The sequence below is a fragment of the Flavicella sp. IMCC45668 genome (assembly GCF_057219105.1).
In genome coordinates this window covers 549,290-565,640 of sequence record NZ_CM170114.1, presented here as the reverse complement: position 1 = coordinate 565,640, position 16,351 = coordinate 549,290, and the positions used below count along the sequence as shown (strand labels likewise).

General features: G+C 32.3%; 13 protein-coding genes and 1 other RNA gene. 3 read left to right on the top strand and 11 right to left on the bottom strand.

Features of this window, described 5'->3' with window-relative positions:
• Positions 1–96: 96 nt before the first annotated feature.
• From rnpB to AC2DZ0_RS02585, 11 genes are all read right to left on the bottom strand, one after another.
• Positions 97–405: RNase P RNA component class A (rnpB, locus tag AC2DZ0_RS02635), an RNA gene on the bottom strand.
• 139 nt (positions 406–544) lie between these two features.
• Entirely contained in the window at positions 545–1,672 is a 1,128-nt protein-coding gene (dnaJ, locus tag AC2DZ0_RS02630) for a molecular chaperone DnaJ (protein WP_484643492.1), read from the bottom strand.
• A 67-nt stretch (positions 1,673–1,739) separates the two neighbouring features.
• Positions 1,740–2,300, bottom strand: coding sequence for a nucleotide exchange factor GrpE (locus AC2DZ0_RS02625; RefSeq protein WP_484643491.1), 561 nt, complete (start codon positions 2,298–2,300; stop codon positions 1,740–1,742).
• 149 nt (positions 2,301–2,449) lie between these two features.
• Positions 2,450–3,760, bottom strand: coding sequence for a UDP-N-acetylglucosamine 1-carboxyvinyltransferase (gene murA, locus AC2DZ0_RS02620; RefSeq protein ID WP_484643489.1), 1,311 nt, complete (start codon positions 3,758–3,760; stop codon positions 2,450–2,452).
• A gap of 47 nt (positions 3,761–3,807) precedes the next feature.
• Entirely contained in the window at positions 3,808–4,485 is a 678-nt protein-coding gene (locus tag AC2DZ0_RS02615; RefSeq protein ID WP_484491475.1) for a DUF4290 domain-containing protein, read from the bottom strand.
• 167 nt (positions 4,486–4,652) lie between these two features.
• On the bottom strand, positions 4,653–5,387 hold the full coding sequence (gene ppgK, locus AC2DZ0_RS02610) for a polyphosphate--glucose phosphotransferase (protein ID WP_484643488.1): 735 nt from the start codon (positions 5,385–5,387) through the stop codon (positions 4,653–4,655).
• Between the two features lie 27 nt (positions 5,388–5,414).
• A complete protein-coding gene (locus AC2DZ0_RS02605) occupies positions 5,415–6,686 on the bottom strand; it encodes a YaiO family outer membrane beta-barrel protein (RefSeq protein ID WP_484643486.1) in 1,272 nt (423 codons plus the stop codon).
• Positions 6,683–9,097 (bottom strand): sulfatase-like hydrolase/transferase, encoded by a 2,415-nt coding sequence (locus AC2DZ0_RS02600; RefSeq protein WP_484643485.1) that lies wholly within the window; start codon positions 9,095–9,097, stop codon positions 6,683–6,685. The genes AC2DZ0_RS02605 and AC2DZ0_RS02600 overlap by 4 nt, the downstream gene beginning before the upstream one ends.
• Positions 9,098–9,099: 2 nt before the next feature.
• On the bottom strand, positions 9,100–10,377 hold the full coding sequence (locus AC2DZ0_RS02595) for a glycosyltransferase family 2 protein (protein WP_484643484.1): 1,278 nt from the start codon (positions 10,375–10,377) through the stop codon (positions 9,100–9,102).
• A gap of 158 nt (positions 10,378–10,535) precedes the next feature.
• Entirely contained in the window at positions 10,536–11,636 is a 1,101-nt protein-coding gene (locus tag AC2DZ0_RS02590; protein WP_484643483.1) for a hypothetical protein, read from the bottom strand.
• 17 nt (positions 11,637–11,653) lie between these two features.
• Positions 11,654–12,013, bottom strand: coding sequence for a response regulator transcription factor (locus tag AC2DZ0_RS02585; RefSeq protein ID WP_484643482.1), 360 nt, complete (start codon positions 12,011–12,013; stop codon positions 11,654–11,656).
• A gap of 170 nt (positions 12,014–12,183) precedes the next feature.
• Between AC2DZ0_RS02585 and AC2DZ0_RS02580 the strand changes: the two genes are divergently transcribed.
• The 3 genes from AC2DZ0_RS02580 to yidC all read left to right on the top strand — a co-directional run bounded on the left by AC2DZ0_RS02580 (position 12,184) and on the right by yidC (position 16,231).
• The gene (locus AC2DZ0_RS02580) at positions 12,184–12,552 is read left to right on the top strand and encodes an Hpt domain-containing protein (protein ID WP_484643480.1); all 369 of its coding nucleotides are present in this window, start codon (positions 12,184–12,186) and stop codon (positions 12,550–12,552) included.
• A 124-nt stretch (positions 12,553–12,676) separates the two neighbouring features.
• Positions 12,677–14,305 (top strand): CTP synthase, encoded by a 1,629-nt coding sequence (pyrG, locus tag AC2DZ0_RS02575; protein ID WP_484643479.1) that lies wholly within the window; start codon positions 12,677–12,679, stop codon positions 14,303–14,305.
• A 30-nt stretch (positions 14,306–14,335) separates the two neighbouring features.
• Positions 14,336–16,231 carry a membrane protein insertase YidC gene (gene yidC, locus AC2DZ0_RS02570; RefSeq protein ID WP_484643478.1) on the top strand — a complete coding sequence of 632 codons (1,896 nt, stop codon included), beginning with the start codon at positions 14,336–14,338 and terminating at the stop codon, positions 16,229–16,231.
• Positions 16,232–16,351: the final 120 nt, after the last annotated feature.

Below are 16,351 nucleotides of genomic sequence, written 5' to 3'. Positions count from 1 at the left end.
ACATTAAAGAATTCACTTTAAATAAACAGAACTTTAGTGGTATTTTCTAATTTTATCCATTTATTAAAGAATCAATAATCGATAAATTGGGCAAAAAAATAAAGTAGGCCGATAAGCCGGATCCTGTTTCTGTTTACACAGACTCTTATCATTTATCTAGTTCCAAAATTACTTATGGAATCAATCTGCCTACCCCTTGGAATCGAGCGAGTAGCCCTCAAGCTCCAATGTACATGGCATTGCATCGTATAGAGTTTACCTGGTTTCACTACAGCCGAACTGTACTTGCTTTCTGTTGCACTTGTCCTCAACTCACGTTGGACGGATGTTATCCGCTATACTACTCTATGATGTCCGGACTTTCCTTTCCTGAATTAAATTCAAGACGATAAGATGGCCTACTTCAATATTGTACTTCATAAAAAACCCACTCTGTGACCAGAGTGGGAAAATTGCTATGAAAAAGATGTTATTAACCAAGAAGTTAATAACTCTACAAAGATAGTTTAATTAAATTTAATAAACATAACTTTTTCTTTTCTTTTTAAGAGAACATATCCTTAACTTTCTCAAAGAAAGACTTATCAGATACTGTCGGATTTGGGATGAAATTTTCATCATCTAACATACTTTCAAAAAACTTTTTCTGTTTTTTATCTAAAGTTGTTGGCGTCCAAACATTAATATGAACCATCAAATCTCCTGTTCCATATCTTTCAATACTTGGCAAACCTTTTCCTTTCAAACGTAAAATTTTTCCAGATTGAGCTCCTGCTTCTATTTTTATTTTCACTTTTCCTGTAACCGTTTCAATTTCTTTAGACGCACCTAAAACAGCCTCAGAAAAACTTACATACAAGTCATAATGCAGGTTAACTCCTTCTCTCTTTAATTTTTCATGTGGAATTTCCTCTATTACCACTAATAAATCACCAGCAATTGAATTATTTCCAGCAGCTTCATTTCCTTTTCCTGCTACCTTTAATTGCACTCCTTCAGTAACTCCTTCAGGAATATTAATTGTTACAGTTTCCTCAGATACGACTAATCCTTGAGCATCAGCATTACTTGGTTTACTCTTGATAGACTGTCCGGCTCCGTTACAAGTAGGACAGGTTGCTGCAGTTTGCATTCTACCAAGCATTGTATTGGTAACACGCATGACTTGTCCTTGTCCATTACAAGTTCCACAAGTAGAATACTTTACACCTTTTGCTTGAATTTTTCTACGTACCTTAACTTTTTTATCTACTCCATTTGCTATTTCTTCTAGAGTCAACTTTACACGAATACGAAGATTACTTCCTTTGGCACGCACAGGACCACGAGATTGACGTCTTCCTCCTCCGAAGCCTCCACCGAAAATATCACCAAATTGGCTAAAGATATCATCCATATCCATACCGCCTCCACCGAAGCCTCCAAAACCGCCACCGCCTTGACCACCTTCAAAGGCAGCATGACCGTATTGATCGTAACGTGCTTTTTTATTCTCATCACTTAAAACCTCATAGGCTTCAGCAGCTTCTTTAAATTTTTCTTCAGCTTCTTTATCATCAGGATTTTTATCAGGATGATACTTTACCGCCATTTTACGATAACCTTTTTTGATCTCACCTGTAGATGCAGATTTTGATAACCCCAACACCTCGTAATAATCTCTTTTTGCCATATTCTTTCAATAAACTACTAACAATTAATAATTGATATCAATGCTAATAAATCAATATTATTATTTTTTATGCTTGTCCGATTACAACTTTAGGATAACGAATTACCTTGTCTCCTAATTTGTATCCCTTTTCAATTACATCAATAATTTTTCCTTTTAAATCATCTGAAGGAGCTGGAATTTGCGTAATTGCTTCATGCAAATCTCCATCAAAAACATCACCAGCTTTTGCTTCAACAACTTCCAATCCTTTTTGTTTCAAAACAGAAGAAAGTTTATCATTAATCAAAGTCATACCTTTCAATAATTCTTTGTCTTTCACTTTCTTTATTTCTGCCAAACCTCTGTCAAAATCATCCAAAATTGGCAGTAATGACACCATGATATCTTGTCCAGCTGTTCTATACAACTCGATTCGTTCTTTTGAAGTACGTTTCTTATAATTTTCGAACTCTGCAAAAAGACGTAAATATTTATCTTTTTCAGCCTGAATAAGTTCCTCTGGAGTTGGTTCTACTTTCGCCTCTACCGCCTTTTCTTCCTGACTTTCCTCGTTTTTATTTTCTTGAGAAACAGCTTGATCTTGCTCTTGTGTTTCTTCGTTCTTTGTTTGTTCTTCTGTACTCATTTGTAATGTTAATTAAAAATACACTCGTAAGTATGCAACAATATTGCCATTGTTCTTACTGTGTCAAAATGTCATTATTCTTATTCATATAAAAATCCCTTTTCTTTTGGAAAAGGGATTTTGCCTGTAGCAACTCCTATGTTGTGTTGCTATTCTTCTATTCGTTCTATTTTTGCTCCTAATGCTTTTAATCTTCCTTCAATATCTTCATAACCTCTATCAATCTGATCTATATTATGAATTACTGAAGTACCTTTTGCGGACAAAGCTGCAATTAATAATGAAATACCAGCTCTAATATCTGGAGAAGTCATCGTAGTTGCTTTTAACGATGATTGATGATCCATTCCAATTACTGTGGCTCTATGTGGGTCACACAAAATTACTTTTGCCCCCATGTCAATCAATTTATCTACAAAAAACAAACGACTCTCAAACATTTTTTGATGTATCAAAATAGATCCTTTGGCTTGCGTGGCAACCACCAAAACAATACTCAATAAATCAGGGGTAAAACCTGGCCAAGGAGCATCAGAAACTGTTAAAAATGACCCATCTATATAATTTTGAATTTCATATGATTCTTGTGCAGGAATATAAATATCATCATTCCTTTTTTCTAAATTGATTCCTAATTTTTGAAACACTCTTGGAATTTGTCCAAGATCTTTCCAACTCACATTTTTGATGGTCATTTCAGATTTAGTCATTACTGCCATCCCAATCCAACTTCCAATTTCAATCATATCTGGTAGTACACGATGAGTACAACCGTTCAATTCTTTTACACCTTCAATCTCCAATAAATTAGATCCTACACCGGTAATCTTGGCCCCCATGCTATTCAACATTTTCGACAATTGCTGGATATAAGGTTCACAAGCCGCGTTGTAGATTGTTGTTTTTCCTGTTGCCAAAACAGCGGCCATTAATATATTAGCAGTACCGGTTACAGAAGCTTCATCTAACAACATATCAGTCCCAAACAACTCCTCAGCATCTACTCCATAAAAATGCTCTTCTCTATTATATCTAAAAGTGGCTCCTAATTTTATGAAACCTTCAAAATGAGTATCTAATCTTCTACGACCAATTTTATCGCCACCCGGTCTAGGAATATATCCTTTTCCAAATCTTGCTAACAATGGTCCTACAATCATAATCGACCCTCTAAGAGAACTACCATCTCTCTTAAATTCCGCAGATTCTAAATACTCTAAATTGATCTCATCTGCCTGAAAAGTATATGTGTTTACGTCGTGTTTTTCAATTTTCACACCTAACTCACCTAAAATAAAGATCAGTTTATTTACATCAATAATATTGGGTATGTTCTCTATCCTAACTTTTTCTGGCGTTAATAACACCGCACAAATAATTTGCAAAGCTTCATTCTTTGCACCTTGAGGAGTTATCGAACCCGATAATTTATGTCCTCCTTCAATTTTAAATATTGCCATTTACGAAATGTATTTTGTAGTAATTATGCTATGAGAAGAAATAGAAACTAGTTTTTATGACGATTCTGATGTCCTTTATAGTTTCTATTATTTTTATTCTTATTGTTTTTATGATTTTTATGCTGATGATTTGACCCTCCTCTTGAATTCGCAGTCTTTTTTATCAAACTACTACTAGAAGACAATACTTCATCACTTTCTGTCAAATTTATTTTACCATTTGACAAGTCATTTAAATGTTTAAATATTACAGAATCATCCACCGTATCCTTATTCCAGTTCAAATAACACTTTTTCATGTGATTTGCTATATTAAAAATAAGTGCTGTTCTCAATTCTCCTTCATCCCAAGATAAAGCAACCTTTATCATGGTTTGAATATTATGTCCGTAAAAACGGTACTTTGATGCCATTTTAGGATAAGGTAATGGCTCTGGTTTTGCTTCTAATTCAATCTTATCAGGCTTTCCAAAAGGCGCCTCTACATTTAACTCAAAGCGTGACATAATAAACAGCTGATCCCATAATTTATGCTTAAAATCAGGTACATCTCTTAAATGAGGTTGTAAATTCCCCATTACATCAACAATAGCATGCGCCATTTTTTTTCTTTCCTCATCACTCTCCAATGCTACGCAGTGATCTACCAATTTTTGAATATGTCTACCATATTCAGGAATAATCATCAAAGGACGATCCGAATTATATTCTAAATTATATTCCATTAATACTTATAAATAATTACAGAAATCTGCAGTTTATATTTGTGTAGTTTACATATGTGGCTTAGGAAATATGCGAAGTGATGCATTTTTTTCTCTAACCACAAATACTTTCGCAAAGTAACTAAATATATTTGGTTACACAACACAGAAAACAAGCCAATTAAAAATTATTGAACTGCCGTCATAGCAGCACCAATTATGCCTGCGTTGTTTTCATATTTGGCAGATTTTACTGGAGTATCTATTTCTAATGCTTCTTTAAATTTTTCTGTCTTTTTACTAGCTCCACCTCCAAGAATAATTAAATCTGGAGAAAAGGTTGTTTCTGTAAAACGTAAAAATTTCTTAAATCGTTTTCCCCATTTTTTATAGGATAAATCTTCTCTTTTCCTGGCAGCATCAGAGGCATAAAATTCAAATCGTTCATAATCTTTATATGGCACGGTACCTAACTCTACGTTAGGAACTAATTTACCATCCACAAAAACCCCGGATCCTAAACCGGTTCCGATAGTAATCATAATCACAACACCCGGAACATCCTTTCCTTTTCCTAGTTTAATTTCAGCCAAACCAGCAGCATCTGCATCATTCGCTACAAAAAATTCCAATCCGGTTATTTCTGAAAATAAAGCATCTATTTGAACCCCTACCCAGCTTTTATCAATATTCCCAAAAGAACGAGCTTTACCATTTGAAACTATTGTTGGAAAACCACATCCTACTTTCCCTTTCCAATTAAAATGTGTTACCATTTTACCAACTTCCGTTGCAATATCTTTTGGCTTAGCTCCTAAAGGAGTAGGTATTCTATGTCTTTCTGAAACCAATTCTCCTGTCTCTACATTTACAATAGCTCCTTTAATACCTGTACCTCCAATATCTATTCCCAATATTTCCATATTCAATTTATTTTTATTTAAAATTAATCATTTAAACCTTACATCATAACTGATCCCTGCAAAAAACACTAAAAAATAATTCCCTCTGTCATTTATTTTCTCTTCATGTGAAATTCCTAATCCAGTACCAAAAAAATGTTTTTTATCCTTGGTTGAAAAGAAGTAATTGACATCTATTTTCTGTGATTTTAAATCAAAAGTAGGCGCGTTAGTTTCATCAATCGGGTACGGATCAAATTCAGGCGAAAAACCTATTCCGACTCCAACCCCGAAATAATTATCTGCGTCTGCTCTATATTTTCTGTAAGTAAGAGTACCTGATTTGCTAGTTCCTGCTCCGCCAGGTGTTAAATAGGTTCTGAATGACCAATATGCATTCCCGGTATACCAACCAAGAGAACCTGTGTAAATAATGGTTGTATCTGTATACTCTAGTCCACGAAATCCTAAAGAAACCTCAAAACTTTTTGGAAGATTTTTGTACAATTCAAATCCATATCTCCATTGCGGAAATAAGGAAGTATTAGAATACCCCCCACTTACATAAGCGTACAAGCCATTGGCGATTCTAGGATATAAATCTAATTCATATTGTACTCCAGTATCTCCAAATCTCCGATCTACATTTACTTTGGCAATCAACGATCCATACTTGGTGTCTCTACCATAATTAATGGTATAATACTCCATCATATCCCGTTCATTTTTTGCATATATATTTACAGCCGTTCTAATTCCTATGGTATTATAACTTAACAAAAAGGTTAATTTATCTCTATATTTAATGGCATTTTCATTTTTCGGATTTTCCTCCAAAACCTGTTCTACAATCCTTAAAGCCTCTTTCCTATGTTGTGTTTTTTCTTGTACTACTGCTTCAAAAAGTCTAAACTCTTCATCGTTTTCAAAATGAACTAGTGCTTTTTCTACCAACTCCCCAGCATGATATGGGTAATCTCCCCAAAACTCATTATTAATTGCAGCGACCCAATCCGATCTTCGTTTAGGATCTTCTTTTAAAATCATCTCATATTGTTTCCTCGCCTTTTTATAAGCTCCGTCCCAGGCATAAGTACTTGCCAAAAAAGATCGTACATCTAAATAGGTTGGATATTTATCTAAAATAGAAATTAATAATTCTTGAGCTTCCGCTCGTTTTTTATCAAAAGCCATTTCCCGTGCCTTTTCAAAACCGACATCTGGATCTCCTTCAAATTTCTGATTTTGAGCAAAAACGCCCAATCCCATGAGACAGAAAATAGCAACGAGAGCTATATGTTTTTTAGAGCCTATTTTCATTTCAAAATATTTTTATAATTCACATATTTCAAACTATCTGGATGTTGCCTAGCAATACTATCTGTTACTCGAAAAGCCATTTCTTTTTGCCCCATTCTTTCATGTGCTTTTGCTAACTTGAAATATATATCTGGATTTTTTATATTTCTATTAAAGGCCATATTTGCAAGTGCTACAGATTTGCTGTTTTGATCTGACCACCAATAAAGATCCATCATTGCTAAATAAGCATCATCATAAAAGGGAGATTTTTTAATCGCTTCTAACAAATTTTTCTCTGAATTCTCATAGCGTCCACTCCAAGCATAAATTCTTCCCTTTAAAATTTGAGCATCCACATAATTAGGATACTCTTCTAACACATAATTACATAACAATAATGCTTTGTCATATTTTTTAAAAAAAGCACTATCTCTTGCTCTAAAAAATATCGCGTCGTAATCCAATCCTTTGGTTTCAGTAATTAACTCTTTCCATACTTTTTTACTGATTTTACTTTTCCGTGTAGGATAAATAACTGCACTTTGTGGTATTAATTTATTTTCTTGTGAAACATAGGCGTTATTTACAATAAACTTATCTAACTCTGCTTGCACTATTTTTTTTATGGAATCATTATTAACTTTATAAATCCCAAAACTTTCTTTAACCTTATACAACTCGTTATCAGAGAGTAAAAAATCTTTATACAGAAAATCATTGATACTGCCTTTATATCTCATCATCGCAATTTTATTCTTATTACGATAGGTTTTTAGTGTATCCAAACCAGTTCCAACCCATGCTATATTAGAAGCTTTTTTTAAATTATAATTTTTATGCAACATAGAAATTATACTCGGAGCAACATCCCAATGCGAACCTACTGATTTCATTTTCTGTGTCTTTTGAAGCATTGGACTATAAATTATAAGAGGAACATGAAACCTACATAATTTATCTTTTTGATTTATTGGAATCAATCTGTGATCTCCTGTAATGACAAAAATAGTATTAGAAAAATCTTCTCGTTTTTTATAATTCTCAATAAAATATTTAATGGATGTATCTGTATAAAATAATGTTTTAAAAATATCATTATGCTTAATAAGATCTTCTTTATCTATTTTTAATTTATCCGTTCTAATCAAACTATCTAGCTTTGAAGCATATTCTGATCTTTCTGGAAAATTAAAGGGTTCATGATTAGATAGAGTCATGATAACATCTAATCTTGGCTGATCCTCAAGAGGCATTTCATCAAGAGTCCTTCTAAATATCTCTTTATCTGGATATCCCCATGAAAAACCTCCTTGATTAGAAGGTGTTAATTTGTAAGAGGCATTATATTTATCCTGATCAATCACAAGATCTACTTTATTATATTCTAGGAATTTAATCTTTTTATCAAAACTAGATTTATCACCCGAATAAAAAGAGGTATGGTATCCATTTTGTTTTAAAATATTAAACATTGATTTGTGATCTGGTAAAACATCATTCTCTAAAAAACCATTTTCACTCATTGGCAATGACCCCAACAAAGAAGGCAATACTCCAAAAGTTCTTCCAGTATTCGCAATAAAATTCTCCCAATACAACGATTTTTCAGTTAGGTTGGTTGTATAAGGCATACAGCCACCCAAACTTTTAGATGTTAAAAACTCTGTTCCCAAACCTTCTACAACCAAAACCACAATATTTGGCGGATTCTTTTTTTCTAAATTAAAAAATGGAGACAAAACATCTGGCACTTGATTCGCGTATCTATAAAAAGGATAATCTTGTCTATTGTGTAAATTTAAATCTGCTATTTTTTGTTGTTGCCATTTAAACTCTACAATATCTTGAATAAAATAGCTTGTTTTGTTCTGAAATTTTTCATCATTGATTTCATCAAAATAAAAGATACCAACTCCATGATACACAAAAAGACTTGCAAAAACAGCTATCAAAACCTTTAAATGTGCTCTTTTATCTAAAAAATAATAAAACTCAAAAAACAACATCCAAATAAATAGCAATGGAACAATTTCTAAAACACTTGTTTCTTTTGAGGCTTTCACAATAAAAAATAATTCTTTAATACTATACCCAAAAACATCTGACCCCAAATAAACCATTGAAGTGAGTGCATATTTCACTAAAATAAACTGTACAATTAAGAGGAATGAAAAAAGTGCTAAAAAGGCTTTTTTCTGAAATTCAAATCCAAATATACTCAGTATCAAATACAAAGGTAAAAGACCAATTGCAATGGTTACACAAGTCCAAAAATCATTAGTGACTTTGAAAAAATAAAATTCTAAAAAGGAAATTTCATAATTTCCGATACCCAAAAATATTTCTATGACGCTAAACAAAAAGAACACCAAAAACAATGGAAAAAACAAATATAGATAGTGACTTATGTTCCAAAAATTATTTTTCATAACTATTTCTTTAAATCATTTTTTAATCCTTTTCTAACCATTACTCCCCATTTTTTTTTCTTGTTAAAATAATAATCAAAATTTCCTTTTAGAGCGGCGTATAAAATTGCCGTATGCAGAATAAAAGGTTCTAAAAACAGGGTTAATAACATTCTAAATGCGACTCCTTTTTTCTTGTATTCATTATAAGTGAGTTCCTCAGTAAATATTGCTAATAGAGAAAATAATATGGAAAAGAAATATGCTGCTAAAAAAAATGAAAGTGCATAATCCCATCGGAGCCTACCTATATATAGTAAAAAGATAAAATAAAATATCCCAATCACCTCAATAATTGGAGCCATACGTTCATACAAAAACCAATACGGAACACTAATCAAACCTAATTTCCCATACCTCCAATTCAAAGCCATTTTTTTGTGTTTTTTTAAAGTTTCAATTGTACCTCTTGTCCATCTATTCCGTTGAGATATCAATACTTTAAAATTATCAGGTGCTTCCGTCCAACACAAGGGATCAGGAATAAAATTAACCTTATAAGGAAGTTTTGCTTCTTCCATATATCGTCGCATTCTAACAATAATTTCCATATCCTCTCCAACGGTATGTACATCATACCCTCCTACTTTTACTGCTATTTCTCTATCAAACAGACCAAACGCCCCAGAAATCACCAATAATCCATTAAGCCTACTCCATGCCATTCTTCCTAGAGAAAAACTTCTTAAATACTCTAAAATCTGAGAGCTTACCAACAAGTTTTTAGGAAAGTTAACTTCTATCAATTTTCCGTTTTTGATTACACATGAATTGGCTATTCTTATAACTCCGCCCGTGGCAATTACCTTTTTATCTGTAATCTCTAAAAAAGGTTTAACCATTTTTAGCAAAGCATCTTCAATCAACAAGCAATCAACATCTACACAAGCCACAAAACGACTTTTACTAATATTAATCCCTAAATTCAATGCATCGGATTTACCGCCATTTTCTTTATCCACCACTATTAATTTTTCGAAGGCAGGGTTTTTTGATTTAAAAACCCCTGCTCTTAGCGGTTTCGTTTCAATTTTTGAGTCTATTAGATAATTTATTTTCTCTAAATCATATGCTTCTATTAATTTTTCTAAACTATCGTCCGTGCTTCCATCATTCACAAGAATCACATTATAATTTACATAATGATTAGAAAGTAAAGACCTTGCATTATCAACAATATTTAAGCTTTCATTATAGGCAGGAGCAATTATAGAAATAGATGGAGAATAATTAGACGCCATAATATTTTTATAATTAATAAACCCGTTCTTTTTAAAATAGGTTATGGTTTCTATAGATGATAAGATTGACAACACCACATACGAGATGATTAGCGTAGCTGAATAAATAATAAACAGATACACAAAAATCATTTCAATAGTATGAAAATATTCTCCCGTCAACTCGCTAAATATTTAATTATTTCTTGTGAATCTTTGTCCACCAAAACTTTAACTACTTCTTTATAAACCTTCACATCTATAGTATTCAACAACTCTAAAGCTTCTAGTTTTATCTCAAAGCAATTATTATCAGCATGTTTTTGTATAAACTCAATATCTGAAGGTAATGCCACGTGATCCAACTCTTGAAAAAACACAATCTTTTCCTCTATTGAAATGGCATCAAATGTTGACATAACCCTTTCCTTTGCTTCCATACTTGTCAAAAACAACAATACCTTAATTGCATCCAAACGAATCTCTTTAAAATCATGTTCCAACAACTCCAAAGCATTAGATTCCATATCAAATAGATTGTATATTTTAACTAATTTTAAAGCAAATAAGACCACGTAGTTATTTTTTGAATCCAACCACTTTGAAACATCCCGAATCTCTTGATCTTGAATGTTTTTTAAAATATCCAAGATCTGAATTTGATTCCACTCTGTCAGAGGTTTATCCAAATCATCTAAAAAGTTTAGACCTTCAATTTTTTCTATTTTCACAACATACAACTGAGCTTCATTCCTCACAGCATCTTTCTGATGATTTAATAATCCTTTGATTGGTTTTAAGGCTTCTTTCACGTTAAAAAGACGTAATTGCCTGATTCCATTCACCAATCTAAAATCTTCAATAGATGTTAATTTTGAAAGGGCATATTTTTTTAAATCTATCTCTCGATACAAATCATCAATTGCCAACTCAAACTCCCCAGAAATTTCAGTTTTCAATTTGATCAACGTTCCCACAATTGCACTACGCATGTGCCTTTTATAAACATGATTTTTGATAACAGAAATGATTTCAATTTGACGATCGTTATAAGAAACCCCTTCCTCGTACATACTTAAAAACTCAATCAATAAAAGCTCATATTTGTCGGAGAAATTTTTGTCCTTATCAATTTTTCCAAATAAATAGTATCGTAATGCATTATGACCAACAACCAACAAGAAAAGAGAAATAAAAAAAAACATCCCAATAAACCATACAGCGCGTATTATAAAGGGGACCGAATTAAAATATTCATATAATGTGTTGGTTACACTCATATATTATTTAATTTCTTTCAAGCTAACAATCGTTTAATTCTAATTAATAGTTCATTTGGACTAAACGGTTTGGTCATAAAATCAGAAGCACCAAGGTTAAAAGCATTTAATACGTTTTCCTCTTGGCCTGCCACTGAAAAAACAATAATTGGTGTTTTTCTATTCAATTTATTACGCACATGACTGATCACCTCTAACCCACTGATATAAGGCATCATAACATCTGTTAAAATTAAATCTGGATAGTTTTTTTCAATACTTTCTATAGCCAATTTACCATCTCCAACAATGAAGACATTAAATCCAGCTTTTTCAAGTTTGAACTTCAAAAGCATTGATAATACGGTATTATCTTCGGCAAGTACAATTTTTTTCATAACAATCAGGTATTAGTAATACATGATAATATCAAATAAATGAAAATTCATTCGTTCAAAATGTAGTTAAAATGCAACTTTCTAACTATATTTAGTTAAAGTAAAAAAAAAAGCTAACACAAGAAAGAATTAACCTACTTATCTAGGTATCAAAATTTAAATTCATTGTTATGACAAAGAAACTTACAAGCACTATTGTAGATTTAAATCTATTAAACGATTGTTTTTTTGGAGAAACTGCCTTGCAAATTGATGTAATCAATATATTCTTAAAAGAAACACCTGTTAAAATTGAATCTATTAAATCAGGAATTCTAGAAAAAAATCACATTCAAATTAAAGAAAATGCACATTATTTAAAATCTACCTTCTCTACTCTAGGGGTCCCTATAAACAATGAGTACCTTCAACTCGAAGAATTAGCACGAGAAAATGACGACATTCTAAAAATCAAAGATATATTTGAAAAAACAATTCCTATCTATGATGAATGTTATCAAGAATACGAAAGGATTCTTAAAGAACTGATCAATGGCTAGTTAAACAAATCCAACTCCTTTATAAAAGGATGAAATAATTGTTCCTTAAATTTCACAATATTTTTAGACAAAATTGGTTTGTCAACTAAAATAGAGTTAGTATTTTTGCCGAAACATAAGGACAATGAAAAACACCAAATACGTTTTTGTTACAGGAGGCGTTACTTCATCACTAGGAAAAGGTATTATTGCTGCTTCACTAGCGAAATTACTACAAGAAAGAGGATATTCTGTTACTATTCAGAAATTAGATCCTTATATCAACATCGATCCCGGAACCTTAAACCCATACGAGCATGGAGAATGTTATGTTACGGATGACGGAGCGGAAACAGATTTAGATTTAGGTCACTACGAACGATTTTTAAACATTCCTACTTCTCAGGCTAACAATGTTACCACGGGAAGAATTTATCAGTCTGTGATTGATAAAGAAAGAAAAGGTGAATTTTTAGGAAAAACCGTTCAAGTAATTCCTCATATCACAAATGAAATCAAGGAAAGAATTCAGATTCTTGGTAAAACAGGTGATTATGACGTAGTAATTACAGAAATTGGTGGAACTGTTGGTGATATAGAATCTTTACCATATGTAGAATCTGTTCGTCAATTATTATGGGAATTAGGAGACAACAATGCAATTGTTGTTCACTTAACTTTAGTACCATTTTTAGCTGCAGCCGGAGAATTAAAAACAAAGCCAACACAACATTCTGTGAAAATGTTGATGCAAAGCGGAGTTAGCCCAGATGTATTAGTCTGTAGGTCTGAACATAAAATTTCAGATGATATCAAACGTAAATTAGCATTGTTCTGTAACGTTAAAAAAGAAGATGTGATTTCTTCTTTAGATGCTGAAACTATTTACGACGTTCCAAATCTTATGTTTTATGAAGGATTGGACAAAGTTGTCTTAAAAAAATTAGATTTATGTGACAATGATCAACCTAAGCTTGTTGATTGGAATAAGTTTTTAGGAAAACACAAAAGTCCTAAAAACAAAGTAAAAATTGGATTGATTGGTAAATATGTTGAATTACATGATGCCTATAAATCTATTTCTGAAGCTTTTATTCATGCTGGAGCTGCAAATGAAGTAAAAGTGAAGATTCAATGGATTCACTCTGAAGATTTGACCCTTGAAAACATTCCTCGAAAAATGAAAGATTTAGATGCTATTTTGGTAGCTCCTGGATTTGGAAATCGTGGTACAGAAGGAAAAATTGATGCCGTACGATACGCACGTGAAAACAAAATTCCTTTCTTGGGGATCTGTTTAGGAATGCAAATGGCGGTTATAGAATACGCACGAAATGTTGTAGGAATTCAAGATGCTGGTTCATTAGAAATGGATAGCAACTGTCCGAATCCTGTAATCAACTTGATGGAAGATCAAAAGGATGTAACAGAAAAAGGTGGAACAATGCGTTTAGGAGCATGGGATTGTAAAATATCTGAAGATTCTAAAGTATTCGCAGCCTATAGATCTGAATTAATTAGTGAGCGTCACAGACATCGTTATGAATTCAACAACGAATACTTAAAACAATTAACTGATGCTGGTTTAAAAGTAACAGGTGTAAACCCTAAAACTGGATTGGTAGAAATTGTAGAAGTAGAAGATCATCCTTGGTTTGTTGCTGTTCAGTATCACCCAGAATACAAAAGTACAGTATTGAACCCACATCCATTATTTGTGGAATTCGTAGATGCGGCTTTACAGTACACTTTAAAAAAGACGATTAATCATTAAAAACTGAATTCTCAGTTTAATAAAATCAAAATGGAAGAAAAAAAATTTGACACCAATTCTATAATTGGATTTTTACTTTTAGGAGCAATCATGCTTTGGTTTATGTACACAAACCAACCTGAAGTAGCACCTGAAACAACCACTAATACTGAAGAAACTTCAACAGAACAAGGTTTTTCTGCTCCAGTAGAAGGTAATTTGGAAACAACAGCCGTTGTCTCTGATTCAATTGCATCTATAGAAGCACAAAAAAGATTAGGAAGCTTTGCCTACTCTGCAGGTTTACAGGTAGCTCAAGATGGTACAACCATTATTGAAAATGACTTGTTGAAACTTACCATTGCAAACAAAGGAGGACAAATTGTAGAAGCTTTAGTAAAAAACTACAAATCATATGACTCTTTACCATTATACTTAGTAAAAGACGCAAACGCTTCTTTTAATATTAATTTTGGGACTACTTCTAACAGAAACTTCAACACGAAAGATTTGGTATTCCAACCAAACCTATCTCAAAATGGGGAGAACACCGTTCTTTCTATGAAATTAAAGGTTTCTGAAAGTAAATATTTAGAATACAGATATGAATTGAAGCCTAATAATTACATGGTTGGTTTTGCTATTCGTTCTGTTGGATTAGGTACTATTATTAATAGTTCTAATAAAATAAATCTAAACTATAAATTGAAAGCATTTCGTCATGAAAAAAGCATGAAATATGAAAATCAAATGACTGCTTTAATTTATGAAAAAGAGGGAGGTAAAAAAGATGACCTTTCAATCTCTGGTGATGATAACGAACAAGAGTCTGAAGTTTCATGGTTTGCTTTCAAACAACATTTTTTCTCAACCATCCTTATTCCAGACACTCCATTTAAAACTGCTGACTTGGTTTCTCAAACACTTTTTAAAGACGAGGCTACGGATAAAGTTTTTACAAAAAACTTTGAGGTATCAGCTCCTTTAGAATTAAACAATGGGGAATTAAACAATGGTTTTAGTTTATTTATTGGACCTAATGATTATAGCTTACTGTCTAGCTACGAAAAAAATATTGAAAATGTAGTAGATTTAGGTTGGGGTATTTTTGGATGGATCAATAAACATGCATTTATTCCTTTATTTAACCTTTTAGGAGGTCTTATAAATAACTACGGTTTGGTTATTATTTTGATGACTATTGTGGTTAGAATTTTCATGTCTCCTTTAGTATACAAATCATACTTGTCTAGTGCAAGAATGAAAGTATTGAAACCTGAAATGACAGCGATCAATGAAAAGTATCCTGGTAAAGAAAATGCCATGAAGCGTCAGCAAGAAACAATGGCTTTGCAACGTAAAGCTGGAGTTAGTATGATGGCTGGTTGTATTCCTGCATTGTTGCAGATGCCAGTTTTCTTTGCTTTGTTTAGATTCTTCCCTGCGGCAATTGACTTACGTCAACAAGGATTTTTATGGGCTGATGATTTATCTTCTTATGATTCTGTTTTTCAGTTACCATTTACAATTCCATTTTACGGAGATCATATTAGTTTGTTTCCAATTTTAGCTTCGGTAGCAATCTTTTTCTATATGAGAATGAGTCAAAGTCAACAAATGAATATGCAACAACCTGCGCAAGAAGGAATGCCTGATATGCAGAAAATGATGAAGATGATGATGTACTTCTCTCCTATCATGATGTTGATATTCTTTAACTCATATGGATCAGGTTTAAGTTTGTACTATTTTGTATCTAACTTATTGACGATTACGATTATGTTAGTGATTAAAAATTTCATCATTGATGAAGACAAAATTCACGCACAAATACAAGAAAACAAAAAACGTCCTGAAAAGAAGAAAAGTAAATTCAGACAAAGAATGGACGATGCCATGAAACAAGCTCAAGAGCAGCAACAAATCCAACAAAAGAAAAAGAAGTAATTTCTTTTACTCTATAACAAAAAGGCTATTCTCACGAATAGCCTTTTTTTATGCGAAATATTTTTTATGTACAGTTAAAAGGAGTCTACATCATCAAAACCCATCATTAAATTATTGCAT

Excerpts from the sequence above, each read along its gene's own strand:
- dnaJ (WP_484643492.1), bottom strand. The coding sequence starts at position 1,672 with ATGGCAAAAAGAGATTATTACGAGGTGTTGGGGTTATCAAAATCTGCA.
- AC2DZ0_RS02625 (WP_484643491.1), bottom strand. The coding sequence starts at position 2,300 with ATGAGTACAGAAGAACAAACAAAGAACGAAGAAACACAAGAGCAAGAT.
- murA (WP_484643489.1), bottom strand. The coding sequence starts at position 3,760 with ATGGCAATATTTAAAATTGAAGGAGGACATAAATTATCGGGTTCGATA.
- AC2DZ0_RS02615 (WP_484491475.1), bottom strand. The coding sequence starts at position 4,485 with ATGGAATATAATTTAGAATATAATTCGGATCGTCCTTTGATGATTATT.
- ppgK (WP_484643488.1), bottom strand. The coding sequence starts at position 5,387 with ATGGAAATATTGGGAATAGATATTGGAGGTACAGGTATTAAAGGAGCT.
- AC2DZ0_RS02605 (WP_484643486.1), bottom strand. The coding sequence starts at position 6,686 with ATGAAAATAGGCTCTAAAAAACATATAGCTCTCGTTGCTATTTTCTGT.
- AC2DZ0_RS02600 (WP_484643485.1), bottom strand. The coding sequence starts at position 9,097 with ATGAAAAATAATTTTTGGAACATAAGTCACTATCTATATTTGTTTTTT.
- AC2DZ0_RS02595 (WP_484643484.1), bottom strand. The coding sequence starts at position 10,377 with ATGGCGTCTAATTATTCTCCATCTATTTCTATAATTGCTCCTGCCTAT.
- AC2DZ0_RS02590 (WP_484643483.1), bottom strand. The coding sequence starts at position 11,636 with ATGAGTGTAACCAACACATTATATGAATATTTTAATTCGGTCCCCTTT.
- AC2DZ0_RS02585 (WP_484643482.1), bottom strand. The coding sequence starts at position 12,013 with ATGAAAAAAATTGTACTTGCCGAAGATAATACCGTATTATCAATGCTT.
- AC2DZ0_RS02580 (WP_484643480.1), top strand. The coding sequence starts at position 12,184 with ATGACAAAGAAACTTACAAGCACTATTGTAGATTTAAATCTATTAAAC.
- pyrG (WP_484643479.1), top strand. The coding sequence starts at position 12,677 with ATGAAAAACACCAAATACGTTTTTGTTACAGGAGGCGTTACTTCATCA.
- yidC (WP_484643478.1), top strand. The coding sequence starts at position 14,336 with ATGGAAGAAAAAAAATTTGACACCAATTCTATAATTGGATTTTTACTT.